Annotated in this window: 23 protein-coding genes; 14 read left to right on the forward strand and 9 right to left on the reverse strand. The window is 69.3% G+C overall.

The annotated features are described in order from the left end of the window. Nucleotides 1-104: 104 nt before the first annotated feature. Entirely contained in the window at nt 105-527 is a 423-nt protein-coding gene (gene mce, locus ACYQ78_RS19340) for a methylmalonyl-CoA epimerase (protein WP_459802251.1), read from the reverse strand. Nucleotides 528-609: 82 nt separating this feature from the next. Here mce and ACYQ78_RS19345 point away from each other — a divergent pair, with 82 nt between their 5' ends. The 3 genes from ACYQ78_RS19345 (at nt 610) to ACYQ78_RS19355 (ending at nt 3649) form a co-directional block, all read left to right on the forward strand. Further along, nucleotides 610-1767, forward strand: coding sequence for an acetyl-CoA C-acetyltransferase (locus ACYQ78_RS19345; protein WP_459802252.1), 1158 nt, complete (start codon nt 610-612; stop codon nt 1765-1767). Continuing rightward, complete coding sequence (gene meaB, locus ACYQ78_RS19350) at nt 1764-2690, forward strand: methylmalonyl Co-A mutase-associated GTPase MeaB (protein WP_459802253.1); 927 nt, start codon at nt 1764-1766, stop codon at nt 2688-2690. The genes ACYQ78_RS19345 and meaB overlap by 4 nt, the downstream gene beginning before the upstream one ends. Before the next feature lie 65 nt (nt 2691-2755). Then, a complete protein-coding gene (locus tag ACYQ78_RS19355) occupies nt 2756-3649 on the forward strand; it encodes a sulfotransferase family protein (protein ID WP_459802254.1) in 894 nt (297 codons plus the stop codon). A gap of 11 nt (nt 3650-3660) precedes the next feature. Here ACYQ78_RS19355 and ACYQ78_RS19360 read toward each other — a convergent pair whose 3' ends face one another. Beyond that, nucleotides 3661-4344 (reverse strand): DUF4230 domain-containing protein, encoded by a 684-nt coding sequence (locus tag ACYQ78_RS19360; RefSeq protein ID WP_459802255.1) that lies wholly within the window; start codon nt 4342-4344, stop codon nt 3661-3663. 31 nt (nt 4345-4375) lie between these two features. After that, nucleotides 4376-5653, reverse strand: a complete 1278-nt coding sequence (locus ACYQ78_RS19365; RefSeq protein ID WP_459802256.1) for a hypothetical protein — start codon at nt 5651-5653, stop codon at nt 4376-4378. Nucleotides 5654-5788: 135 nt separating this feature from the next. Here ACYQ78_RS19365 and ACYQ78_RS19370 point away from each other — a divergent pair, with 135 nt between their 5' ends. Next, nucleotides 5789-6313 (forward strand): MarR family winged helix-turn-helix transcriptional regulator, encoded by a 525-nt coding sequence (locus ACYQ78_RS19370; RefSeq protein WP_459802257.1) that lies wholly within the window; start codon nt 5789-5791, stop codon nt 6311-6313. Nucleotides 6314-6360: 47 nt separating this feature from the next. Here the strand turns inward: ACYQ78_RS19370 and ACYQ78_RS19375 are convergent, their stop codons facing one another. Then, nucleotides 6361-8097 (reverse strand): S8 family serine peptidase, encoded by a 1737-nt coding sequence (locus ACYQ78_RS19375; protein WP_459802258.1) that lies wholly within the window; start codon nt 8095-8097, stop codon nt 6361-6363. Between the two features lie 165 nt (nt 8098-8262). Here ACYQ78_RS19375 and ACYQ78_RS19380 point away from each other — a divergent pair, with 165 nt between their 5' ends. The 3 genes from ACYQ78_RS19380 to ACYQ78_RS19390 all read left to right on the forward strand — a co-directional run bounded on the left by ACYQ78_RS19380 (nt 8263) and on the right by ACYQ78_RS19390 (nt 12531). Continuing rightward, nucleotides 8263-9924, forward strand: a complete 1662-nt coding sequence (locus ACYQ78_RS19380; RefSeq protein ID WP_459802259.1) for an acyl-CoA mutase large subunit family protein — start codon at nt 8263-8265, stop codon at nt 9922-9924. Nucleotides 9925-10115: 191 nt separating this feature from the next. Next, entirely contained in the window at nt 10116-11051 is a 936-nt protein-coding gene (locus ACYQ78_RS19385; RefSeq protein WP_459802260.1) for a co-chaperone YbbN, read from the forward strand. 70 nt (nt 11052-11121) lie between these two features. Then, nucleotides 11122-12531: a malic enzyme-like NAD(P)-binding protein gene (locus ACYQ78_RS19390; RefSeq protein ID WP_459802261.1), complete on the forward strand. Its 1410-nt coding sequence runs from the start codon at nt 11122-11124 to the stop codon at nt 12529-12531. A 226-nt stretch (nt 12532-12757) separates the two neighbouring features. Here ACYQ78_RS19390 and ACYQ78_RS19395 read toward each other — a convergent pair whose 3' ends face one another. Further along, nucleotides 12758-13708: a hypothetical protein gene (locus tag ACYQ78_RS19395; RefSeq protein ID WP_459802262.1), complete on the reverse strand. Its 951-nt coding sequence runs from the start codon at nt 13706-13708 to the stop codon at nt 12758-12760. 122 nt (nt 13709-13830) lie between these two features. On the opposite strand from ACYQ78_RS19395, the gene ACYQ78_RS19400 reads away from it, so the two are divergent. Further along, nucleotides 13831-14409: a YqgE/AlgH family protein gene (locus ACYQ78_RS19400; protein ID WP_459802263.1), complete on the forward strand. Its 579-nt coding sequence runs from the start codon at nt 13831-13833 to the stop codon at nt 14407-14409. A 110-nt stretch (nt 14410-14519) separates the two neighbouring features. Here the strand turns inward: ACYQ78_RS19400 and ACYQ78_RS19405 are convergent, their stop codons facing one another. After that, complete coding sequence (locus ACYQ78_RS19405) at nt 14520-15125, reverse strand: TetR/AcrR family transcriptional regulator (RefSeq protein WP_459802264.1); 606 nt, start codon at nt 15123-15125, stop codon at nt 14520-14522. 134 nt (nt 15126-15259) lie between these two features. Between ACYQ78_RS19405 and ACYQ78_RS19410 the strand changes: the two genes are divergently transcribed. The 6 genes from ACYQ78_RS19410 to ACYQ78_RS19435 all read left to right on the forward strand — a co-directional run bounded on the left by ACYQ78_RS19410 (nt 15260) and on the right by ACYQ78_RS19435 (nt 21498). Next, nucleotides 15260-16825, forward strand: a complete 1566-nt coding sequence (locus tag ACYQ78_RS19410; protein ID WP_459802265.1) for a DHA2 family efflux MFS transporter permease subunit — start codon at nt 15260-15262, stop codon at nt 16823-16825. Between the two features lie 67 nt (nt 16826-16892). Then, nucleotides 16893-17156, forward strand: coding sequence for a DUF3039 domain-containing protein (locus ACYQ78_RS19415; protein WP_030455569.1), 264 nt, complete (start codon nt 16893-16895; stop codon nt 17154-17156). Nucleotides 17157-17237: 81 nt separating this feature from the next. Continuing rightward, complete coding sequence (locus tag ACYQ78_RS19420; RefSeq protein ID WP_459802266.1) at nt 17238-18236, forward strand: zinc metalloprotease; 999 nt, start codon at nt 17238-17240, stop codon at nt 18234-18236. Between the two features lie 209 nt (nt 18237-18445). Beyond that, on the forward strand, nt 18446-19117 hold the full coding sequence (locus ACYQ78_RS19425; protein ID WP_459802267.1) for a hypothetical protein: 672 nt from the start codon (nt 18446-18448) through the stop codon (nt 19115-19117). Nucleotides 19118-19246: 129 nt separating this feature from the next. Beyond that, nucleotides 19247-20998, forward strand: coding sequence for a DEAD/DEAH box helicase (locus ACYQ78_RS19430; protein WP_459802268.1), 1752 nt, complete (start codon nt 19247-19249; stop codon nt 20996-20998). Then, on the forward strand, nt 20995-21498 hold the full coding sequence (locus ACYQ78_RS19435; protein WP_459802269.1) for an N-acetyltransferase family protein: 504 nt from the start codon (nt 20995-20997) through the stop codon (nt 21496-21498). The genes ACYQ78_RS19430 and ACYQ78_RS19435 overlap by 4 nt, the downstream gene beginning before the upstream one ends. Before the next feature lie 482 nt (nt 21499-21980). Here the strand turns inward: ACYQ78_RS19435 and ACYQ78_RS19440 are convergent, their stop codons facing one another. From ACYQ78_RS19440 to ACYQ78_RS19450, 3 genes are all read right to left on the reverse strand, one after another. Further along, nucleotides 21981-22781: an integrase gene (locus ACYQ78_RS19440; protein WP_459802270.1), complete on the reverse strand. Its 801-nt coding sequence runs from the start codon at nt 22779-22781 to the stop codon at nt 21981-21983. Nucleotides 22782-22811: 30 nt separating this feature from the next. Then, nucleotides 22812-23309: a hypothetical protein gene (locus ACYQ78_RS19445; RefSeq protein ID WP_459802271.1), complete on the reverse strand. Its 498-nt coding sequence runs from the start codon at nt 23307-23309 to the stop codon at nt 22812-22814. A 315-nt stretch (nt 23310-23624) separates the two neighbouring features. Further along, nucleotides 23625-24209 (reverse strand): nicotinamidase, encoded by a 585-nt coding sequence (locus ACYQ78_RS19450; RefSeq protein ID WP_459802272.1) that lies wholly within the window; start codon nt 24207-24209, stop codon nt 23625-23627. Between the last annotated feature and the right edge of the window lie 3 nt (nt 24210-24212).

A 24212-nucleotide genomic window follows, 5' to 3' on the forward strand; every position in this document is an offset into this window, starting at 1 on the left:
GATCCACGTCCGGTGGAAGGCCAGCGTACTCCGAGCGTGCGCCGTTGGAGGCCTCCACGGACTTTCTGCGCGACTTGTTACGTATGAACCTTTCTTACGTTCCATTACGCCCTCGGAGCCTCGACCAGCTCTGTCAGCACTCCTCCCACATCCTTGGGGTGGAGAAACGCGATAGAGGCACCCATAGAGCCGTGACGTGGGCGTTCATCAATCAGCCTGACGCCTTTTGTGGCGATTTCCGCCATAGCCTGACTGACGTCTTCCACTCCGTAACCGATGTGGTGTACGCCCTCGCCGCGTTTGGCCAGGAACTTGCCCACCGCGGTCTCCGGGCTGAGGGGTTCGAGGAGCTGGACGTAGCTCGTTCCACCGTCGCCGTCGGCGACGTGGAGCATGGCCTCGCGCACACCCTGCGCCTCGTTGACCTCGCGGCTCACCACGACGAGGCCGAAGGTCGACTCGTAGAACGAGATCTTCTCTTCGAGGTTGTGGCACGCGATGCCCACATGGTCGATCCGTTGGAACATGCGGGGACCCTCCTTGAACGATCGCTAAACACTGCTGGGTATGGTGACACCGTCGCCCCCATTTCTCGTAGGAGGCCCTCCAATGTCCAGTTCCGTCATCGTCGCCGGAGCTCGCACGCCGATCGGTCGCTTGCTCGGTGCACTCTCCGGTCTGTCCGCCGTCGAGCTCGGCGGCGTCGCCATCAAGGCCGCACTTCAGAGGGCCGGTGTCGCCCCTTCAGACGTACAGTACGTGATCATGGGGCAGGTCCTCCAGGCCGGCGCGGGTCAACTGCCCGCACGTCAGGCGGCCGTTAGGGGTGGCATCCCGATGTCGGTGCCGTCGCTGTCGATCAACAAGGTGTGCCTGTCGGGCCTCGACGCGATCGCGCTCGCCGACCAGCTCATCAGGGCCGGGGAATTTGACATCGTGGTCGCGGGCGGCATGGAATCGATGTCCAACGCGCCGCACCTCCTGCCGGGACTGCGCAAGGGCGTCAAATACGGCTCCGCCGAGATTCTCGACTCGATGGCGTTCGACGGTCTCACCGACGCCTACGACCAGGTCGCCATGGGCGAGTCGACCGAGCGCCACAACGCCCGCCTCAAGATCTCGCGTGAAGACCAGGACGCCTTCGCCGCCCGCTCGCACCAGCTCGCCGCCGCCGCCATCAAGAACGGCGTCTTCGACGACGAGATCGTCGCCATCGAGGAATTCACCAGTGACGAGGGCGTCCGCCCCGACACCACGGCCGAGAAGCTGGCGAAGCTGCGCCCCGCCTTCACCAAAGACGGCACCATCACCGCGGGTTCGGCCTCGCAGATCTCCGACGGCGCCTGCGCGGTCGTCGTCATGTCGAAGACCAAGGCCGAGGAGCTGGGCCTGACCTGGCTCGCCGAGATCGGCGCCCACGGCAACGTCGCGGGCCCCGACAACTCGCTCCAGTCGCAGCCCGCCAACGCCATCGCCCAGGCGCTGGCCAAGCAGGGCCTCGCCAAGGAGGACCTCGACCTGGTCGAGATCAACGAGGCGTTCGCGCAGGTCGTGCTCCAGTCGGCGAAGGAACTGGACCTCCCGCTCGACAGGGTGAACGTCAACGGCGGCGGCATCGCGCTCGGCCACCCGATCGGCGCGTCCGGCGCCCGGATCGTGCTGGCCCTGGCCCACGAGCTGCGCCGCCGGGGCGGCGGCCTGGGCGCGGCGGGCCTGTGCGGCGGCGGCGGGCAGGGCGACGCCCTGATCATCAACGTCCCCGCGTGAGGGAGCTGGTCGAGAAGGCGCGCGCCGGGCACGTCCGCGCGGTCGCGCGCCTCATCTCCCTGGTCGAAAGCGGCTCGGACGCCGACCTGCGCGAGGCCGCCAAGGTCCTGAGGGCGCCGGGCCACGCCCGCGTCATCGGCCTGACCGGTTCCCCCGGCGTCGGCAAGTCGACCTCGACGGCGGCGCTGGTCAAGGCGCTGCGCGCCCGGGGTGACAAGGTGGGCGTACTGGCCGTCGACCCGTCGTCGCCGTTCACCGGCGGCGCGCTGCTCGGCGACCGGGTGCGGATGCAGGATCACGCGCTCGACGACGGCGTCTACATCCGGTCGATGGCCACCCGCGGCCACCTGGGCGGCCTGTCGTGGGCGGTGCCCCAGGCGTTGCGGGTGCTCGACGCGGCCGGGTTCGACGTCGTGCTGATCGAGACCGTCGGGGTCGGGCAGGCCGAGGTGGACGTCCGGGCCCTCGCCGACACCACGATCGTGCTGCTCGCGCCCGGGATGGGCGACGGGGTGCAGGCCGCCAAGGCGGGCATCCTGGAGATCGCCGACGTGTTCGTCGTCAACAAGGCCGACCGCGACGGCGCCCAGTCGACCGTGCGCGACCTGCGCAACATGATCGCGCTCGGCAGCCCGGCGTGGCGGCCTCCGGTGGTGCCGACGGTGGCCGTCCGCGACGAGGGGATCGGCGACCTGCTGGACGCCCTCGATCTGCACGCGCGTCATCTGAGTGAAACGGGAGAGGGAAGGGCCAGGCGCCTCGCGCGGGCCCGCGACGAGATTCAGGCCGTGGCCCTGCGAGCACTCAGGGACAGATTCGCCGATCCGGCCCGTGACCTGCGAATAGACCGGCTCGCTCAAGAGGTGCTCGACGGCTTTTCCGACCCTTATACTGCCGCTGACGATCTCATCGTCGACCTTTGACCGACTTCGACGTTTCCCAGTCGACGTTAACCCTCGATTAACTTGTGGTGCTTACGTTGCCAGCCATGAAGTGGAAGCAAGTGGTCAATTCGACCCTTGAGGGCGTAACCGGCTATTCGATCCAGCGCCAGAAGTTGCCCGACCGGCAGGCCCCGCCGCCCAAGCCGATGACCCCCGCGTTGCCGAAGCGGCTCGACGGCGACGTGGCCCGGCCCCCGGCCGATCTGCAGTCAGACCGGTTGTTGCGCGCGCCGGTGTTCATCCTCTCGCCGCCCCGCTCGGGGTCGACCCTGCTGCGGGCGATGATGAACAGCCACTCCCATTTGCACTCGCCCATCGAGACCCACTTCCGCCGGATCTCGACCAACCTGAACACCGAGCCGGCCCGCCAGGCCGTCGTGGCGCTCGGCCACAACCAGAGCGACATCGAACACCTGCTGTGGGACCGGCTGCTGCACCGGGAGCTGATCCGCTCGGGCAAGCCGACGCTGGTGGAGAAGACCCCCAGCAACGTGTTCGCCTGGAAGCGCCTGTCGATCTGCTGGCCCGACGCCCGGTTCGTGTTCCTGCTGCGCCACCCGCTCTCGATCGCCCGGTCGTGGCACGAGGCCGACCCGGTCAAGCGGCCGATGCACGAAGCGGTGCGCCACACCTTCCAGTACATGAAGTATCTGGAGGAGGCCCGCCACCGCCTGCCCGGTCACGAGATCAGCTACGAGAAGCTGACCACCGACCCCGAGGGCGAGCTGCGGGCGCTGTGCGCCACCCTGCAGCTCCCGTTCGAAGACGCGATGCTCGACTACGGCCGTCACAACAAGCCGACCGACTTCACCAAGGGCATCGGCGACTGGCGCGACAAGATCCAGACCGGGAAGGTCCAGCCCGGCCGCGCCCTTCCCGCTCCCGAGGAGGTCCCCGAGATGCTCAGGGACGTCGCCCAGAAGTGGGGCTACATCTAAGAGGTCACCGATCAGGGCTCTGGGCCGTATTTCACCGTCACGTTGGTGAAGCCCAGGGCCTTCATCATGCCCTCGATGGCCGCCTTGGCGTTCTGGTCGGCGCGGTTGCGCAGGTCACTCGAGGTCGCGGCCTCGGTGATCTTCTTCTCGGCCAGCTGGTAGAGCTCCTCCTGGCCGGGCGGGTTCGACGACAGGAAGTCCTGCGCGCGGTCGATGAGGCCGCGTTCCTGCGCGTAGACGTAGGAGCGGCTGTTGTCGAGGTTGGGCTTCTCCAGAGCGGCGTGCGGCAGCGTCACGGTCACCGACTTGCGGTCCTCCGAGACGGAGATCGCGTCGCCGGTCAGGCCGCCGAACTCCACGTAGGCGTCGACGGTGCCGGCGCCCACGAACAGCGTGCGGCTGCCCTTGATGGCGTCGGGCAGGAACGCCGCGTCCTTCTCCAGGTCGACGATGACCTGGAAGTTCCCGGTCGCGGCCTGGTAGCGGCTCATGTTCTGGATCGACTGGAGCAATGCGGGCTGGCTGCGGTCGATGGACTGCTCGCCGAAGGGGTCGAGCCATGTCCAGGCCAGCCGGCCGCCCACCACGAGGAGCAGCGCGGCGAATATCAGCGCGGCGAGCCAGCGCCAGGCGCGGCGTGGGCCACGCTTGACGGGGGCAGGCTGCGAGAGCGGTGCGCGAGTCTGTCCGGTCACGGTGGGACATCTTCCCGCAAAGGCCGCCCTTTCACCTCGCCTCTGGGCCAGACATGACCGTCGGACTCGGAACCGGGTGGGTGTACGCCGCCGCGCCGAAGTGGGCGGCCTGCAACCGGCAGTTGGCGAAGTCGGCGTAGTACATGCGCAGCCACTCGCGGCGCTGCTGCTCGGTGAGCACCGCGAACCACGCCGAGGCGGTCTGGTGCTCGGGGTAGTCGCCCGGCGGCAGCGGCTCGCCGCGCAGCCAGGCCAGCACGATCTCGCGGTAACCCGCGCCGCGCTGCGCGGGACACGGCCGGGACAGCCGCTCGACGAACTCACGCGCGGCCCGGTCGGCATAGCCGGTGCCGAGGTCGTCGACGTGGATCGGCACCACCCCGCCCTGGAGCGTTCCGTCGGCCTTGCGGGAGTGCTGTTCGACCCGGTTGAACGCGGCCGGGGTGCCGCTCAGCCGCGCGGCGATGCCGGTGAAGGTGGTGCCCAGCTCGGGCAGCCCGTCTTTCATCCCGGGGTGGACGCACACCGTGATCGGCCAGTCCTGGCACGAGTAGGCCACCTGCCCCGGGTGCGGACGGTGGTCGGTGACCAGCCGGGCGACCCCGACCCCCGCGGCCAGCACCGCCAGCATCGCGGCGGCCAGCGCCACCGAATGGCGGGTCACCACGGCCGTCCAGCCCATGAGCAGCGCCGCGCTCAGGCCCAGCAGCCACAACGTCTGGTCGAGGAACGCGGTGGTGCTCAGGCCCTCGAACAGGTCGTAGGGCTCGCGGGTGCCCGGCGCCAGCCGGTCGGCCCAGGTGGTGCGGGCCGAGATCCAGGTGAACGCGGCGTAGACGCAGAAACCGGCGAGCATCGGGGTGATCGGATAGGGCACCAGCCAGCCGATGAGCCAGCCGATGACGACGTACAGGACCAGACCCGCCGCCCCCATGGCCAGGCCGCTGGGCAGCAGCCGGCCGACCTGGTCGTCGGCGACCGCCCGCAGCGACAGCACCAGCGCGGTCGCGCCGAACGAGCCGACCACGACCGCGAGGATCGCTAGCGGCGCCTTCAGCACCCGCCAGCCCTCGGGACGGTTCTTCGCGCGGCGCTTGCGCACCGCCACCCAGGCCGCGAACGCGCACGCCACCGGGCCGGTCAGCCGGACCGAGCCGATCACCGCGATCACGATGTTGTCCCAGGCCATCACCCCGGGGATGAGCACCGTCCAGGCCGCGACCAGACCGAGGGCGAGCAGCACGGTGACCGTCACGACCGCGCTCTGCTTCAGCTCCTCGCGTGACACGCCCTTGTGCTCACGCCCCATGTAGGACCCCCCGTCCGAACCCCGATAACCATAACGGAGCGTAATGTTTGGGGGGTGCTTCTTCTGGTCAAGGACTGAGTTTGGTCACGGTGCGTGAAGTCCCAAAGCGGACTATCCCCGCGCTACGGTAGGCGCGTGCCCCTCAACCTGCCGTTCGACCCCATCGAGCGCGCCGCCGAGACCTGGCGGGAGCGGTTCGGTCCGTCGTCCGCCATGGCCGCGGTCACCTCGATCATGAGAGCCCACCAGATCCTGATCGCGCAACTGGACGCGCTGCTCAAGCCCTATGACTTGACCTTCGCGCGCTACGAGGCACTCGTGCTGCTGACCTTCAGCAGAAGCGGCTCGCTGCCGCTGTCCAAGATCGGCGAACGGCTCATGGTCCACCCGACGAGCGTCACCAACACCGTCGACCGCCTGGAGAAGTCGGGGCTCGTCGTCCGCATGCGCAATCCCCACGACGGCCGCGGCGTGCTGGCCGAGATCACCGACGCCGGCCGCGAGGCGGTCAGGGGAGCCACGTCCGACCTGATGGGGGCCGACTTCGGTCTCGGCATGTACGACGACACCGCCCTCCACGCGATGTTCGACCACCTGAAGACCCTGCGGGTGGCGGCGGGCGACTTCCGCGAACACGACGAAGGGCCCGCCCCGCGGTAGCGGAGACGGGCCCCCTGGTCAGACTGGTCTGACTGGTCCGGTCGGGGCTAGTGGCCCACGGCGCGGAGCGCGTTCACGATTCCGGAACCGTAGAAGCCGTTCCGGAAGATGTTGCCCTCGCACGTGTGCGTCGCGGTGACGGTGTTACCGGCCGGCAGGATGCGGGTGTAGGTGTACGAACCGCCCGCGGGGCACGGCTGCTTGACCGCGGTCTGCTTGAGGCGGTTCTCCACGACGTCGGGGTCGAGGCCGAAGCCGCCGCCCCGCTGCGCGTGGCCGTACTTGCTGACGATCAGGGCGGCGACGCCCGCCGTGCGCGGCGAGGCCATCGAGGTGCCCTGGAGGTACTGGTAGTAGGCGCAGGTCGAGCCCTTGCAGTCCTTCACCACGTAGTCGACGGTCGGGTTGCCGGCGTCGTCGATCTCGCCGTTGGCGCGGGCCAGCGACTCGGGGTAGGCCGACAGGGTCGCCTTGGTGACGTCACGGGTGTTGGTCGGCGTGTCGTAGGTGTCGCCACCGGGGGCGGCGACGTCGATGAAGCCGTTGCCGAAGCTCGAGTAGTACGACTTGCGCTTGCTGATGCCCGTCGAGGCGACGGAGATCACGTGCTCGCCCTCGCCGGGCATCGAGATGCAGCTCGGCGGGATCGTGCGGTCGTAGGCGACCTCGCCCGGCTCGCTGGCGAAGTCGGGGCTGCCGGAGTCGACGTTGGTCTTGGTGTAGTCGATCGCCTCGTTGCCGGCGGCGCCCACCAGGGTCACGCCCTTGCGGTGCGCGTAGTTGAGCGCCCGCTGGGTGGCCTTGATGATGGTCGCCTGCTCCGCCTGGGCGGCGGGCGAGTCGGCCGGGTTGTTCGTGCAGTTGAACAGCCACGGGTCGATGTAGTAGCTCATGTTGACGACGTCGACGCCGATGTCGCCGGCGTAGGTGAGCGCGTCGACCGAGGGCTGCAGGAAGAAGTAGCCCGAGTCCTGGCCGGCCCGGATGTTGACGATCGTCACGTTCGGGGCCACGCCCGCGACGCCCAGCTTGTTCAGCGGCGAGGCGATGGACGAGGCGACGTGCGTGCCGTGGCCGTCGCCGTCGACGTTGGCGGGGTCTTCACACGACTGGTCGGGCTCTTCCTCACACGGGCCGTCGATCGTGTCGCCGTTGGCGTCGACCGGGATGTCCGTGGTGAAGTTGCGGCTCAGCCGGTTGCTGAAGTTCGGCGCGATGTCGGGGTGGGTGCCGTCGACGCCGGTGTCGAGGATGCCGACGAGGACCCGCTTGTCGCCGATCTCGTACTTGTGCGCCTCGTTGGCCTGCATCTGGTCGAGGTCCCACTGGGCCTCGTCGAGCGGCTCGGCGGAGGGCTTCTTGCCCCACTTCTTGTTGATCTGGCCGCCGTGGTTGCGGCCTTCCTTCTCGACGGCGCGCGACTCGATGGCCTTCTTGAGCGAGGCCTTGGCGCGGGCGTTGACCTGAGGGGCTTGGCCGATCACCCGGTTGTGGGCGACCCCCTCGATCAGCGGGCTCGCCTTGACGGCGGTCGCGAAAGCGGCGTTGGTGGTGCTGACCGTGGCGAGACCCACGGCGGCGTTGACCTTCACGATGGAGCCGCCGGCCGCCTGAACGGCCTTTTGGGCCTCGGCGGGGTTGGCGCCCTCCTTGTAAAGGACGACGTACTCGCTGCTGGTGTCGGCCGCGACGGTCGGCACCTGGGCCTGAGCCGTCGTGGCGGGCGCCGTCAGCGCCGCCGCGGTTAACACCACGGCGGACGCGATGACGAGAGTGCGCTTCACTGCCACCTCCCTGTAGGCAGATTGGGACGGAAGTCATCGTTGGTGATGGACGGCGCTTGTCATAGGTCTGTGGAATTTCGCTACCAATGTGTGACATTGCGGTGTTGATCTATCCGACTCTGGCCATAACTACTAGGACGTCCTAGTATCTGGATCGGAGGTCACATGAACGAGATCAACGCCGGCCGCTCGCGTTGGCAGGCGCGATTCGACGCCGCGCCCAAGCGCGACCGCGAATTCCGCACCCTGTCCGGCATCCCGGTCGAGCCCGTCTACGGGCCCGCGGCCGACGATCCGCGCTTCGAGCGCATCGGCTGGCCGGGCGAGTTCCCGTTCACCCGCGGCCTGCACGCCACCGGCTACCGGGGCCGCCCCTGGACGATCCGGCAGTTCGCCGGCTTCGGCAACGCGACCCAGACCAACGAGCGCTACAAGATGATCCTCGGCGCGGGCGGCGGCGGCCTGTCGGTCGCCTTCGACATGCCGACCCTGATGGGCCGCGACTCCGACGACCCCCGATCCCTCGGCGAGGTCGGCCACTGCGGCGTGGCCATCGACAGCGCCCTCGACATGGACCTGCTCTTCGACGGCATCCCGCTCGGCGACGTCACGACGTCGATGACCATCAGCGGCCCGGCCGTCCCCATCTTCTGCATGTACGTCGTGGCGGCCGAACGCCAGGGCGTCCCCGTCGGCGCCCTCAACGGGACCCTCCAGACCGACATCTTCAAGGAGTACATCGCGCAGAAGGAGTGGCTGTTCGCCCCCGAACCCCACCTGCGCCTCATCGGCGACCTGATGGAGTACTGCGCCGCCGAGATCCCCGCCTACAAGCCGCTGTCGGTCTCCGGCTACCACATCCGCGAGGCCGGGTCGACGGCCGCGCAGGAACTGGCGTTCACCCTCGCCGACGGCTTCGGCTACGTGGAACTGGGCCTGTCCCGGGGGCTCGACGTCGACGCGTTCGCGAGCGGTCTGTCGTTCTTCTTCGACGCCCACGTCGACTTCTTCGAGGAGATCGCCAAGTTCCGCGCCGCCCGGCGCATCTGGGCCCGCTGGATGCGCGACGTCTACGGCGCCACCTCGGCCAAGGCCCAGTGGCTGCGCTTCCACACCCAGACGGCCGGGGTGTCGCTGACCGCGCAGCAGCCCGACAACAACATCGTCCGCACCGCCATCGAGGCCCTGGCCGCCGTGCTCGGCGGCACCCAGTCGCTCCACACCAACGCCCTCGACGAGGTGCTGGCCCTCCCTTCGGCCAAGGCCGCCGAGATCGCGCTGCGCACCCAGCAGGTGATCATGGAGGAGACCGAGGTCGTCAACGTGGCCGACCCGCTGGGCGGCTCCTGGTACGTCGAGGCGCTGACCGACCGCCTCGAAGAGGAGGCCGAGGCGATCTTCGCCAAGATCCGCCAGATGGGGCCCGACGGGACGATGACCGGCGGCATCCTGCGCGGGATCGAAGACGGCTGGTTCATGTCGGAGATCGCCGAGGCGGCCTTCGACTACCAGCGGAAACTCGAAAAGGGCGAGAAGAAGATCGTCGGCGTCAACTGCCACACCGCCACCACCGAGGAGCCACTGGAGATCCTGCGGATCAGCCACGAGGTCGAGAAGGAGCAGAACCGGGTGCTCTCCGCCCGCCGCGCCTCCCGCGACCAGGCCGCCGTCGACGAGTCGCTTCGCGAACTCCTCCAGGTCGCGCGCGGGACGGGGAACATGGTCCCGCCCATGATCGAGTGCGCGCGCCGGGAAGCCACTCTTGGCGAGATCTGCGACGTTCTCCGAGACGAGTGGGGTACTTACACCGAACCGCCCCGTTTTTAGCCGTGTCGGCGGCCGCTCTGAGCGGGCGGTGAGCGCCCCGGCTCACGCGTCCGCTGGGAGCGGCGAGAGGGGCCGGGGTAGGCGGAGCCGTAACGGAGAAGAAGAAAGACCCATGAGCGGACCCGAGCGGATTCAACGGGTTGATCGGGGTCGGGAGTGGGAGCCCTCGCCGATACGGCAGGATTGGGCTTATGGCAGCGGACTTCTCTCGACCAGGATCGCTCTATGGGGCCATCGATCTCGGCGCCCGTAAGCAGGCCCTCGACGCGCAGGCCCGGCGGGAGGCCGCCGCGCAGAACCCGGCCGCACAGAGTGCGGCACCGGAGATCATCGACGTCAACGCCGCGACCTTCACCTCCGAGGTCGTGGAACGCTCAATGGCGGTGCCGATCGTCGTCGAGGCGACGGTCCCGCGCGCCGCGCAGGTGCAGGAGTTCAGCCGGGCGCTGGAGAAGCTCGCCGGTGAGGCCAAGGGAACCTGGCTGCTGGCCAGGGTCGACGTCGAGGCCAACCCCGAGCTGGCCCAGGCCCTGCGCATGCGCGCCATCCCCACGGTCTACCTGGCCTTCCAGGGTCAGCTGATGCCGCTGTTCGAGGGCCCGCTGTCCGAGCCGCAGCTCCGCCAGGCCATCGCCCAGGTGTTCGAGCAGCTCGGCGTCGCGCTGCCCCCGCCCGGCGAAGACGAGGGCGAGGCGACCCCGCAGGAACCGGCCGTCGACCCCGACCTGCTCGCCGCCGACATGGCCATCGAAGACGGCGACCTCGACGCCGCCGCCCAGGCCTTCCAGCGCCTGCTGGCCCGCCAGCCCGGCAACGAGGAGGCCAAGATCGGCCTGGCCGGGGTCGGCCTGCTCAGCCGCACTCTCGACCTCGACCCCTCCGACGTGCTGACCCGCGCCGCCGCGTCGCCCGCCGACGTGCCGCTCCAGATCCAGGCCGCCGACATCGAACTGCTCGGCGGTCAGGTCGACGAGGCCTTCAACCGGCTCATCGCGCTGATCCGCAAGACCGCCGGAGACGACCGCGACAAGGCCCGCGTCCATCTGCTCTCTCTGTTCGAGACGCTGCCCGCCGACGACCCCTCGGTGGCCAAGGCGCGTCGGGGGCTCGCCTCCGCGCTCTTCTGAACCGGGCATATCACCTGCTAGATGGTGGCACGATTGGACGCACACCCAATGCGCAAAGGAGCGGGTTGACGTGGCTACCGTGCCCAGCGTGTCCTATTCGATCACCGTCCGTCTGGAAGTGCCCGCAGGTGGCAAGGCGGTGAGCCAGCTCACTCACGCGGTCGAGAACGCCGGGGGCATCGTCACCGCCCTCGACGTGACCAACGCCGGACACGAGAAGCTGCGCATCGACGTGACCTGCGCCGCGCGCGACACCGATCATGCCCAGGCGATCGTCGACCGCCTGGGCGAGGTCGAAGGCGTGGCGATTCACAAGGTCTCCGACCGGACCTTCCTGATGCACCTCGGCGGCAAGATCGAGATGAAGTCGAAGGTGCCCCTGCGCAACCGCGACGACCTCTCGATGGCCTACACCCCCGGCGTGGCCCGGGTCTCCATGGCGATCGCCCGCAACCCCGAAGACGCCCGGCGTCTGACGATCAAGCGAAACTCGGTGGCCGTGGTCACCGACGGCTCCGCCGTCCTGGGCCTGGGCAACATCGGCCCCGCCGCCGCCCTGCCCGTGATGGAGGGCAAGGCCGCCCTCTTCAAGCGGTTCGCCGGCATCGACGCCTGGCCGATCTGCCTCGACACCCAGGACGCCGACCAGATCGTCGAGATCGTCCGGGCCATCTCGCCCGGCTTCGGCGGCATCAACCTCGAAGACATCTCGGCGCCCCGCTGCTTCGAGATCGAGCGACGCCTGCGCGAACTCGTCGACATCCCGGTGTTCCACGACGACCAGCACGGCACGGCGATCGTCGTCCTCGCCGCGCTGACCAACGCCCTGCGGGTCGTGAAGAAGGAACTGTCCGAGGTCCGCATCACGCTGGCCGGAGCGGGCGCGGCGGGCACCGCCGTCCTGCGGCTGCTGCTGGCGGCCGGGGCGACGAGCGTCATCGTGTGCGACTACCGGGGCGCCGTCCACACCGGGCGCGACGACCTCGACGAGTCGCTCCGCTGGATCGCCGAGCACACCAACTTCGACGGCTACAGCGAAGACCTGCGCGGCGCCGTCAAGGGCGCCGACGTCTTCATCGGCGTGTCCGCCCCCGGCATCCTCAACGGCGACGACATCGCGACCATGAACACCGACGCGGTCGTGTTCGCCCTGGCCAACCCCGAGCCCGAGGTCTCCCCCGACGACGCGCGCGAACACGCGGCCGTCGTGGCGACCGGCCGCTCCGACTACCCCAACCAGATCAACAACGTCCTCGCCTTCCCGGGCGTCTTCCGCGGCCTCCTCGACGCCCAGGCCGACGGCGTGACCCAGGAGATGCTCCTGGCCGCCGCCCGCGCCCTGGCGGCGGTCGTGTCGCCGGAGGAGCTCGGCCCGAACTACATCGTCCCCAGCGTCTTCCACCCGGATGTGGCGGGCGCGGTCGCGGCGGCCGTCCGGGAATCGGCCGGCGGCAAGGCCCGAGGCTTCACTGAGGCATAGTTCCTGTACGAAATGCGAGCGGCCCGGCCTGATGATCAGGCCGGGCCGTTCCGCTTGCCAGGAAAGCGACCAGACCACTCGGGCCGTGGCCGATGGCTTGATTTCGACGGTCGGCTGCTTCGTTTTGGGCACGACTTGAGCCTTGCCGCCCCCGGCGCCGGTGCGGCGAAGTTGCATCACGTACTCGGCGGCGCAGGACATCGGTGAGGTCGAAGTCGCCCCGGCTTCAGCTTGAGCGCGGGGTCACCGGGAAGATGCGGCGGGGCCAGACGCGGGCCAGCCACCAGAAGACGCCGCCCATGATGACCAGGCCGCCCGCAGTGGCCACCTTGCCCCAGAGGTCGGCGGGCGGGCCGGTGAACGGGAGCATGTTCTCGTCGTGGGGGCGGGCGCCGCCGTTCCACCAGCCGATGCCCTCGTCCTCGCGGTCGCCGTCCCAGCCGTGGCCGGGGCCGTGCTCCTCGCCCCGGCCCCACCAGCCGCCGCCGTGGTCGCCGTGGTCGTTGTCGCCCCACCAGCCGCCGCCGTGGTGGTCGCCGTGACGGTGGTGGTCGTCGCGGTCCCACCAGTTCTCGTCCCCGCGGTCCCACCAGCCGCCGCCGTGGTCGCCGTGGTGATCTCCGTGATGGTCGCCGTGGTGGTCGCCGTGGTGATCTCCATGGTGATCCCCGTGGTTCTCGCGGTCGCCCCAGCGGTCGCCGCGCTCGCCGCCGTCCTCCCGGGCGCTCTGGTCGCCCTGGAGGATCTGGCCCCACTTGCCGAAGTCGAACAGGCCATGGTGGACGTCGCCCGGACCCTGCTCGTTCTCCTTCTGGACGCTGGCCGTGCGCGTGGTCGGCTTGCAGGCGTCGATCCAGCGTTCGGAGACCTGCTCGTTGTTGCCCAGGACCTTGAGCCGGACGCTCCGGGTGATCCGGACCGACTCCTCGGTCGTCTCGTTGGGCCCGGAACGGCCCTTGGCGATGAGGTCGTCGCCCCGGTAGAGGGTGTATTCGTGGGCGTCGGGGCCCTGGTTGGCGATGGTGACCAAGAGATCGCCCGTGGCGCAGTCGACCTTGCCGTACTTCACCTGGAGCGGAGGCGGGGCGGCGTACGCCTGCGCGGGCAGCAGCAGCGCCGCCGCCACCGGTGTGGCGAGCAGCGCGAACGCCCTGCCGGCCGTCGTTCTCTGTACCACGGGTCCCCCTCCACCAAGATCCTTGCTGTACGGAGAGTTCCCATGTCCTTCAATTTCGTAACACAGAGTAACCGTGTGGGGTGACGTGCGCGAATCGGCCTTCCTGCCGCATCATTGAGGGTATGGCGGAGTCGATCTACGTCGGTGGGCTGCTGGTGGCGACGCCACTGCTCGACGACCCGAACTTCCGGCGTAGCGTCGTCCTCGTCCTGGAGCACGACGAAGACGGCGGAACGCTCGGTGTGGTGATCAACAGACCGAGCGACATCAGCGTGACGTCGGTCCTCCCCACCTGGGATCCACTAGTGACCGGCCCATCGGTCCTCTTCGAGGGCGGGCCCGTCCAGACCGACAGTGCATTGGCCCTGGCCGTCGTCATGAGCGGCGCCGAACCCCTCGGCTGGCGCCGCCTCCACACCGGGCCGCGCGGCGTCTCCCGCCTCGGCACGGTCGACCTCGACGCACCGCCCGAGATCCTGGCCGGGGAGATCTCCCAGATGCGGATCTTCGCCGGCTACGCGGGCTGGACCCAGGGGCAGCTCTCGGGCGAGATCGCCCAGGGCGCCTGGTACATCGTCGACTCGGAACCGGGCGACACCTTCCACCCCGACCCGAGCACGTTGTGGCGCACGGTCCTCCGCCGCCAGCCGGGCGAACTGGCCTTCGTCGCCAGCTACCCCGACGACCCATCGCAGAACTGACCGCCCACGTCGAACCCACCCGCCCTGGGTCGAGCCCATCTTCGGCCAGGCGGCCGACGGTCTTGGCAGGCCGGGCCGCTCCCTGTGGAAACCCGCCGCGCCAGAGGGGCTCAGCGGTCCCAGTTGGGGACCATCGTCTCCTCGACCAGCGTGAACGTCTCCTCCAGGCGCTTAGACATCTCGTCGATGTCGCTCAGCTCCTCGACCGTGCAGTTCTCGAAGCCGACCCTGATCGTGCTCGTGAAGGTCGCCGTCACGAACTGGCTGCGCAGGTCGTCGACCCCCCGCCTCCTGGCCACCTCTTCTAAGATCCGCTGCTCGTTGGCCATCATCAGGCGCATCTGGCCCGCGAAGATCGTCGGGGTCGCCTCCACCAGCTGCCGGGCCTTCAGGAAGCGCTGCTTGTCCTCCGGCTCGCCCTCGCGCAGGAACTCCACCGAACCCCGCATGGCCTGGGCCAGCGCCGTAAAGGGGGACTCGGACGCGGGACGGGCGTGGAGCTCCGATAGAAATACGTCCTGGGCGTCGGCCGCGGGGGCCAGCGCCACCTCCTCCTTCGAGCCGAAGTAGCGGAAGAACGTGCGGGGCGACACGTCGACCGCCGCCGCGATCTGGTCGATCGTCGTCGTCTCGTAGCCCTGCGCCAGGAACAGGTCGAGGGCCGCGTCGATGAGCGCGACGCGCGTCTTGGCCTTCTTGCGCTCACGCAGACCCATCGCCGTCACCTCCTCGAAACATACAGTTCATCAGCTGCCAGTTGTCAGGGTATGTCGGATAAAACACTTTGTCATCTGTCATGAACTGACATAATCTACGTCGCGTTGACTTTCTATCCGGGGGAGAGCCCGTTATGTCACAAACCACTGCCCTGCCGAAGGAGGCGCAGGGCGATCCGGCGCCGGCCAGGCCATGGCTGACCCTGCTGGCCGTCTCGCTCGGCGTGATCATGGTGATGCTCGACGGCACGGTCGTCGCCATCGCCAACCCGGTCATCGGGGCCGAGCTCCGGGCCACGCTCGCCGACCTCCAGTGGGTCACCAGCGGATATCTGCTGGCCCTGGCCGTCTTCCTCATCACCGCCGGCAAGCTCGGTGACATCTTCGGGCACAAGCGGGTGTTCCTCATCGGCGTCGTCGGCTTCGCGCTGACCTCGCTGGCCATCGGTCTCACCTCCTCGATCGGGCCCCTGATCGCCTTCCGCGTGCTCCAGGGCCTGTTCGGCGCGCTGCTCCAGCCCGCGGCGCTGGCGCTGCTGCGCATGGCCTTCCCGGGCGACCGGCTCAACATGGCGATGGGTGCCTGGGGTGGCATCATCGGCCTGTCGTCGGCGGCCGGGCCGATCGTCGGCGGTCTGCTGGTCGAGCACGTCAGCTGGCAGTCGGTGTTCTTCATCAACGTGCCGGTCGGCGTCGTGGCCCTCGGGGTCGGCTGGTGGGCGCTGCGTGAGAGCAAGGCCACGCTCCTCTCGAAGGTCGACTGGGTGGGCGTCGTGTTCCTGTCGATCATGATGTTCTCGCTGGTCTGGGCGATCATCAAGGCCCCCGAGTGGGGCTGGGGCGACACCGGCACGCTCGTCTCCCTCGGCACCGCCGTCGTGTTCCTCGCGATCTTCCTCTGGTGGCAGACCCGGGTCTCCCAGCCGCTGCTGCCGCTGGGCCTGTTCCGCAACGTGTCGTTCTCGGTCGGCACGACGCTGATGATCCTCACGGCGTTCTCGATGTTCGGCGCGATGTTCTTCCTGACCTTCTTCTTCCAGGGCGTCCACGGGCTGTCCCCGCTGGAGTCGGGCCTGCGGATGCTGCCGATGAGCGCGGGCATGATCGTCGCATCACCGCTGGCCGGAGTGCTGATCGGCAAGCTCGGGCCGCGCGTCATGATCTCGGGCGGCATGCTCATCACCGCTCTGGCGATGTTCCTGATGTCGCGCCTGTCGATCGAGGCGGCGTTCCTCGACAGCGCCATCCCGTTCGCGCTGCTGGCCTTCGGCCTGTCGCCGGTGTTCGTCGGCGCCACCGAGATCATCGTCGGCAACGCGCCCGAGGAGCTCTCGGGTGTCGCGGGCGGCCTCCAGCAGTCGGCCATGCAGGTCGGCGGCGCGCTGGGCACCGCGATCCTCGGCGCGATCGTCGCCGCGCAGGTCTCTTCGGTGTACGAGGGCTACCTCGGCCCCGTCGCCCAGGGCCTCACCCCCGAACAGCTCGCCGGCCTCAAGGACGCCGCCTCCTACGCGACGGTCCCGCCCGGCCTGCCCGAGCAGATCGCGGGCGCGGTCACCAACGCCACCCACCTGTCGTTCATGGACGGCCTCCACCTCGGCTTCGTGGTCAGCGCGGGCGTGGCGGTCTTCGCTGCGGTCATCGCCCTGCTGGTGCGGGCGGGCCGCAAGACCGAGGGCGCTCCGGTCCACGTCGGCTGAGATTAACCCACAGGCGGCTCCCGTCCCTTGGTGGGGCGGGGGCCGCTGTGTTTGTAGACTCGCGTGGGTGAGCAGTACGAAAATTCTTCCCGACCAGAAGACCGAGGTCGTCCCACGCACGTCTCACGGCGGCGACGGCGACCATGAGCGGTTCAGTCACTACGCCGACCGCAACAAGGTCACCGAGAGCTACATCACGGGTGCGCCGGTGCGGGCGATCTGCGGCAAGGTGTGGGTGCCCAGCCGCGACCCGAAGAAGTATCCCGTCTGCCCCGAATGCAAGGAGATCTACGAGGGTCTCCCCAAGGGTGAGTCGGGCGACGACAAGTGACGGGTGTCACTACCCCTTGATCGACTCCGATGCGGCTAGCGTTCGAACTCTGGTCCGGACCGGTCGCATCGGGGGAAACGAATGGCCCGGCGTGTTCTCGCCGTCTCTTTGGCATGCCTGCTTTCACTGGTCGCCCCGCCCGCCGAAGGCGCCGTCCACGATCACGACCACGACTGTCCAGCGCCCGCGCGCACGACCGGACGCGCCGAACCGCGGCCGCTGAGCGCCACCGAGCTGGCCCAGATGAACGCGGCCCTGCGCAACCACCCAGGGCCGATCCCCGCGACGGTCACGGTGCCGCTGTGGATCCACGTGCTCACCGACGGCGTGACCGGCGCGCCCGACGCGGCCGTCCGCGAGCAGGTCGCCGTGCTCAACCACGCCTACGCGGGCCGCTACGGCGGCGTCGACACGGGCGTGCGGTTCGCGCTGCAGGGGATCACCCGCACCGACAACAAAGAGTGGTTCCGCAACCCGCTCGGCCTGGAAGACCCCATGAAGTCGCGCCTGCGCAAGGGGGGTTCCGAGACGCTCAACCTGTACGTCTCCCAGCTCGGCGAACTGGTCCTGGGCTACGCGACCTATCCGAACTGGTATTCCGGCAATCCCCGCCACGACGGCGTCGTCATCGACTGGCGGACTCTCCCCGGCGGCGCGCTGCGCAACTTCAACTTCGGCTTCACCGGCGTCCACGAGATCGGCCACTGGCTCGGCCTCGTCCACACCTTCGAGAACGGCTGCTCCGAGCCGGGCGACTCGGTCGACGACACCCCCGCCCAGGCCACCCCGACCGAGGGCTGCCCCGAGAAGCGCGACAGCTGCACGGCGGCGGGCGAGGACCCGATCCACAACTTCATGGACTACGCCCACGACCGCTGCATGAACCAGTTCACGGCGGGCCAGGGGTTGCGCATGCGCCAGGCGTGGGTGACCTACCGTGGCGGCGTCACGGCGGGCCAGACGCGATCGAGCGGCCCGGCCGGAATCCTCGGCACCCAGGCCGGCCAGGTCCAGACCGCCCCACCGAGACCCCTCACGGGCCTGTCGGCCTCCCTGTTCATCCCTCGGGGCCGAGGCTAAAGCGGTCGTGTACGAAGTGAGCACCCCCGTCGTTGCGGTGCGCACCGGGCGGGGCCGGTCGGCGTCAGGATGCGGCGGGGTCCGGAGACGGCGGGCGGTGCCGGGGTGGGCGGAGCCGTAACGGAAGAAGGATTTTCGAGCTCTTCCGCCGATACCCAATGGCTGATCTTTATTGACGGGTGGCGCCCCCGCGTGACTGACTTGGCGGCATGGACGAGCGGAGGGTCTGGCCGCCCACCGATCAGGCCGATCCGGGGCAGGACGATCTACCCCCTTCCGCCCGTTGGTACGGCACCCCCGCCGCCCCACCACCCCGCAGGATCTCCCGTCGGCTGAGCCGGCTTCTCATCATCGGGTTCGCGGCGCTGGCCGCCGGAGCGGTCGTCGGAGCGGCGGTGCTGCTGGTCGTGAACCGGCCGGAGAGCCCGCCCGAGACGGTCGTGGTCGCCGACGAGCTGGCCGATCTCAGCTACCCGCTCCCTCCAGGTTGGCGTGAGGGCCCGCTGGCGCCGGTCACCGGGTTCACGTCGGTCGCGGGCAGCGGCGACCGGGCGATCGTGATGGCCAGGCCGGGGGAGAAGTTCGACGCGGGCGATCCGCGCCCGGCGACGGTACGGATCGCCGAGACCTACTCGCGCCTGCTGCTGCACGGCGACACCGTCGACGTCGTCGAAGACGAGAAGGTCACCATCGGCGGCCGCACCGGCCACACCCGCGCCGTCAGGGCCGTCTACCGCGACGTGGTGAACCAGCCGGCCTTCCTTCGGGTCACCGTGCTGACCGCGCCCGAGGGCCGGAGTGTGGTCCTGCTCGGCCTCGCGCACCCCGACGACCCGGCCTCGCGGCGCGAGATAGACACGATCATGGCGGGCGCGCGATAGCACTTACCAGGCACGATGGCGAGGATCTCGCGGCCTCGGCACGTCTTGTCGGTCGGTCAGACTAGTCTGAGGCCACGTGAGGGGAACCGATAGATACGGCAATGTCCAAGTGACCGGCGGGAGGCGCGCGTGAGCACGTCGGCCGCGTCCCACCTGTCGCCGTCCTATCCCGACCGCGCGGCGTGGGGCACCGCCCCGAAGTTGCGCGCGTGGCAGCAGGAGGCGTTCGACCTCTACTTCACCCGCGAGCCACGCGACTTCCTGACGGTCGCGACGCCGGGCGCCGGCAAGACCACCTACGCGCTGCGCATCGCCAGCGAGCTGCTCTCGCGGGGCGTCATCAAGGCCATCACGATCGTCACGCCGACCGAACACCTGAAGCGCCAGTGGGCCGACGCCGCGGGCAAGGTCGGCATCGGCATCGACCCCGAGTTCAAGAACAGCCAGGGCGCCACCTCCCGCGACTACACGGGCGTCGCGATCACCTACGCCCAGGTCGCGATGCACCCCGCGCTCCACCGCGCCCGCACCGAGGCCCGCAAGACGCTCGTCATCTTCGACGAGATCCACCACGCGGGCGACGCCAAGTCGTGGGGCGACGGCGTGCGCGAGGCGTTCGAGCCCGCCACCCGCAGGCTCCAGCTCACCGGAACCCCGTTCCGCTCCGACGACAACCCGATCCCGTTCGTCGGCTACACCGAAGACGCCGAGGGCGCGCTGCGCAGCGTCTCCGACTACAGCTACGGCTACGGCCCCGCGCTCGCCGACGGCGTCGTCCGCCCGGTCATCTTCCTGGCCTACAGCGGCGAGATGAAGTGGCGCACCCGCGCCGGCGACGAGATCACCGCCACCCTCGGCACCCCGCTGACCAAAGACCAGCTCGGCCAGGCCTGGCGGGCAGCCCTCGACCCGAAGGGCGACTGGATCCGCCAGGTCATCCAGGCCGCCGACCGCCGCCTGACCGAGGTCCGCCGCGGCATGCCCGACGCGGGCGGCCTCATCATCGCCACCGACCACGAGGCGGCCCGCGCCTACGCCAAACACCTGCGCGCGGTGACGGGCGAGGGCGCCACGGTCGTGCTGTCCGACGACCCGGGCGCCTCTTCCAAGATCAAGGAGTTCGGGGCGTCGCAGCAGCGGTGGCTGGTCGCCGTCCGCATGGTGTCCGAGGGCGTCGACATCCCGCGCCTGGCCGTCGGCATCTACGCCACGTCGATCTCGACCCCGCTGTTCTTCGCCCAGGCGATCGGCCGTTTCGTGCGTATGCGGAAGAGGGGTGAGACGGCGTCGGTGTTCGTCCCGTCGGTGCCCCTTCTTCTCACGTTCGCCGCCGAGATGGAGGCCGAGCGCGACCACGTCCTCAACCGCAAGCGCGACGAAGACGGCCTCGACGACCTGCTCCTGGAGCAGGCCCAGCGCGAGCAGAAGCAGCCCGACGCCCTCGGCGACGAACTCCCCTTCCAGACCCTCGAGGCGTCCGCCACCTTCGACCGCGTTCTCTACGACGGCGGTGAGTTCGGTACGGCCGCCGCCGCCGGATCCCCCGAAGAAGAAGACTTCCTCGGCCTTCCCGGTCTCCTGGAGCCCGAGCAGGTGGCGTCGTTGCTGCGCAAGCGCCAGGCCGACCAGCAGGCGGCGAAGAAGAAACAGCCCAAACCGGCCGAGCCGGTCGGGCTCGCGCCTCACGAGCTGATCGCCGAACTCCGCAAGGAGCTCAACGGCCTGGTCGGCGCGTGGAACCACCGCACCGGTCAGCCCCACGGGGTCATCCACGCCGAGCTGCGGCGTTCGTGTGGGGGCCCGGCCATCGCGCAGGCGACGGCCGATCAGATCCGCGAACGCATCGCGATGATCCGGAAGTGGGCGGCCGCCCGTAAATGACCTTCGAGATCGCCGTGGCCCGGCCGGAAGACGCCGAGGCGCTGGGCGAGATCCACGCGGAGGCGTGGCTGGTGGCCTACCGGCCTTTCTTCGACGCCGAGTTCTTCGAGAGGGCCGTCGCACGCCGGCGGGGCCAGTGGCACGCGATCGTGGCCGAGGGCGTCGACAGCGTCCTGGTGGCGTGCCATGAGGGGCGCCCGCGGGCCTTCTCCCGGTTCGGCCCGTCGAGGGACCGGCCGGGGTGGGGAGAGGTCTGGGGCTTCTACGGACACCCGGCGAGCTGGGGCACCGGCATCGCGGCCGCGTTGATGGCCGCGACGGTGTCCCGGATGGCCGACGACGGCTTTGCATCCGCCCACCTGTGGACGTTGCGCGACACCCCGCAGTCGCGCCGCTTCTACCGCAAGGCGGGGTTCGAGGAGTCGGGCGCGAGCCGCCGATACGACTTCGGCGAAGGTAGGTTCGTCGACCAGGTCGAATACCACCGCCCGGCGCCGTGAGCCGGGTGATGTGTCGTATGCACCATGGGAGTCACGGCCTTGCCAGCGCCCCTGATGAGATGAAGTGCCTTCTGGTTCGGCCTAAGAGGCCCTAACGCAATGACCTCGGTGCCCGGCAACTCGTCGTTGCCGAGCGCCGACTATGCAGGTGACGCATCTCGCCGCACCGGCGCCGGATTCAGCCTGCTTCATTTTGTTAGGAGCTCTAAGAGGTCCCAACAGAATGACTCTGGTGCCGGACAACGCGCCGTTGCCGAGTGCCGCCGATGCAGGTGATGCATCTCGCCGCGTCGGCGCCGGGTTCAGCTGGCTTCATTTTGTTAGGAGCTCTAAGTGGCATTGCACACGCCGAGCGATGTATGGCCCGTTTCATTGGTCGCTCTGAGCACCCTGTCGGGATGCGCCTTGCCACACTTCGCGTAGGTGTCTCCACCTGGGTTGGCGGTGCACGGAGACACCGAGTTGCCCGGCGCTCTGAGTTCCTACAGGGCCTGTTGGTGGGTGCTGAAGTTGGTGCAGTAGGCGATCGTGGCGTCGTCCGGGCGTATCGAGTGATGAGCCTCTGCCTGCCGGACTCGGTCGATGATGTCGCCAGGGCCATTTGACGCCAGGGCCGCCAGGACTCCCGGCCAGTCGGTGAGGTCGAAGCGGTCGACGATCCGGCCGGCTCCGTTGCTCAGCAGGGCGGCGGCGGACAGGTCGGCGACCGGGTAGCGGCCGGTGATCGCCTCTTCGGCCGCACGGGGGTCGTCTTTGGCCACCCAGAAGCCGCCCGTGCGATTTCGGTTTGCACGTAGGGCGTGGAGGATCCGGTGGTGTTCGTCGCCGCCCGGGGTGGTGGCCTCCAGCAGGGGTTCGTACGTCCGGCTGACGGTCACTTCGCGGGGATCGGTGCTGACGAGCGGCGGGGCGCCGGTGCGGTCGAGGAGCACGAGCGCGTCGCCGAGAACCAGGTGGTCGAGGTGGTCGCCGGACACGCGCAGGATGGCCACCGCCGCCGATGGGCTGATCGGATTGGTCACGTCGCACGTGTCCCGGTGGGCGTCCGTCACCTGTGTGATGGCCTCGGCGAGGATCCCCGGGAGGCTCTGCGGCAGCGACAACAGGCCGAGGAGGGTGCCGCCCAGACGGCGGGCATACCAGGCCACCCCGTGACGACAGGTCGATTCGGCGCCGGGTATCCCGGCGCCGTCGATCAGCACTGCGGCCGCCGGGATGGCGCCGGTGAAGTCCTCGTTCACGCGGTCGGTCCGCGCAGGGGCGCTCACCATCGTCACGTTCACGTGGTGGCCGCCTTTCCCGGATCGGGGGAGTCAGCCGTGGGTGATCGTCGGGATGCGTTTCCCGCTGCGCCCGTCGACCGCGACCCAATGCTGTCTGCCCAGTTTGTGGGCGACGTCGACGAACGCGGTTCGACCGTCGATGTTGACCGGCACGACCGACGCCCGATGGTTGCCCACCAGAGCCCCCTCGTGCACCCACACCCGCAGCCGGTGCCCCTTCTCGCCCAGGACCACGGCCGCCGTGTCGCACTCGCCGATGACGGCGGGCCAGAGGATGGTCACGTGGGTGCGGGAGAGGCGCACCTCATCAGGATGGGGGAGCCGCACCGGGCAGGCCACCGCCGTCGGCGACGGGACGGGGCTCGGCGGCAGCAGCGCCGCCACGGGCGGCGGTTCCGGCTGGTGCTCGCCGGTGGCCATGAAGATCGTCGACCCTTCGAGGGCCAGCAGAGTCGCAACGGCCCCGAGGCGGTTACGAAGCGGCTGACCGATCCCGAACAGCAGCCAGACGCAGACAGGAGTCAGCACCAACCACGACACACCAAGAACAAGAGCAAACATGACCAGCCGCCGACCTAGACGATATGACGCTAGGTAAGCGTATCCCTACGTTCGGCAATGGCAACCCGGACGGGAAAACCCCACTGGCCGGCGTTCAGTGCACGCCAATGGTGTGTCGATATGCCGAAATTTCAGGCAGGCCTGACGGAGGTCCGAGGCTCTGATGGTCACCCGGAGGGCGAGGGTGGCGGCATCTTGTGCGCGTTGGCGGGCTCCCGGATGGCTTCGCAGAGGTGAGATGTCCCCTGGGTGTGGGCCGGCTCACCAGGTGAGTGGCGGGGTTCACTCTTCCGGGTCGTCGGCCACGATCGGGCGGCCCGTCAGTTCGACGCCCGCCGCCGCCATCTCCGTCAGCGCCACTTCCGTCGTGACCGGAAGGACTCCGGCCGTCAGGTCGAGCAGTACTCGCACCGAGAAGCCCTGGGACCGGGCGTCGATCGCCGTCGCGCGTACGCAGTGGTCGGTCGCGATCCCCACCACGTCCACTCGGTCGACGCCGCGTTCCCGGAGCCACACCGCCAGGGCCACCCCGTCGGACGAATGTCCCTCGAAACCGCTGTAGGCCCCCGTGTGGGCGCCCTTGCTGAAGATCTCCTGGATCGGCTCGGTGTCGAGGTTCTCGTGGAAGTCGGAGCCCGACGTCCCCACGACGCAGTGGGCGGGCCAGGTCGTCATGAAGTCGGGGTCGAGGGAGAAGTGGCTTCCCGGGTCGACGTGGTAGTCGCGGGTCGCCACGATGTGGTCGTAGTCGCCGCGCGCGACGTGCACGCTGATGGCCGCGGCCACACCCGCGCCGCCGGTCACGGCCAGGCTGCCGCCCTCGCAGAAGTCGTTCTGCACGTCGACGATCACAAGCGCGGTGGTCATGGC

The sequence above is a fragment of the Herbidospora sp. RD11066 genome (genome assembly GCF_054661255.1).

Bases quoted from the DNA above. Each gene is read 5' to 3' on its own strand.
- mce (WP_459802251.1), bottom strand. From the start codon at position 527: ATGTTCCAACGGATCGACCATGTGGGCATCGCGTGCCACAACCTCGAA.
- ACYQ78_RS19345 (WP_459802252.1), top strand. From the start codon at position 610: ATGTCCAGTTCCGTCATCGTCGCCGGAGCTCGCACGCCGATCGGTCGC.
- ACYQ78_RS19355 (WP_459802254.1), top strand. From the start codon at position 2,756: ATGAAGTGGAAGCAAGTGGTCAATTCGACCCTTGAGGGCGTAACCGGC.
- ACYQ78_RS19365 (WP_459802256.1), bottom strand. From the start codon at position 5,653: ATGGGGCGTGAGCACAAGGGCGTGTCACGCGAGGAGCTGAAGCAGAGC.
- ACYQ78_RS19380 (WP_459802259.1), top strand. From the start codon at position 8,263: ATGAACGAGATCAACGCCGGCCGCTCGCGTTGGCAGGCGCGATTCGAC.
- ACYQ78_RS19385 (WP_459802260.1), top strand. From the start codon at position 10,116: ATGGCAGCGGACTTCTCTCGACCAGGATCGCTCTATGGGGCCATCGAT.
- ACYQ78_RS19400 (WP_459802263.1), top strand. From the start codon at position 13,831: ATGGCGGAGTCGATCTACGTCGGTGGGCTGCTGGTGGCGACGCCACTG.
- ACYQ78_RS19405 (WP_459802264.1), bottom strand. From the start codon at position 15,125: ATGGGTCTGCGTGAGCGCAAGAAGGCCAAGACGCGCGTCGCGCTCATC.
- ACYQ78_RS19410 (WP_459802265.1), top strand. From the start codon at position 15,260: ATGTCACAAACCACTGCCCTGCCGAAGGAGGCGCAGGGCGATCCGGCG.
- ACYQ78_RS19420 (WP_459802266.1), top strand. From the start codon at position 17,238: ATGGCCCGGCGTGTTCTCGCCGTCTCTTTGGCATGCCTGCTTTCACTG.
- ACYQ78_RS19425 (WP_459802267.1), top strand. From the start codon at position 18,446: ATGGACGAGCGGAGGGTCTGGCCGCCCACCGATCAGGCCGATCCGGGG.
- ACYQ78_RS19435 (WP_459802269.1), top strand. From the start codon at position 20,995: ATGACCTTCGAGATCGCCGTGGCCCGGCCGGAAGACGCCGAGGCGCTG.
- ACYQ78_RS19450 (WP_459802272.1), bottom strand. From the start codon at position 24,209: ATGACCACCGCGCTTGTGATCGTCGACGTGCAGAACGACTTCTGCGAG.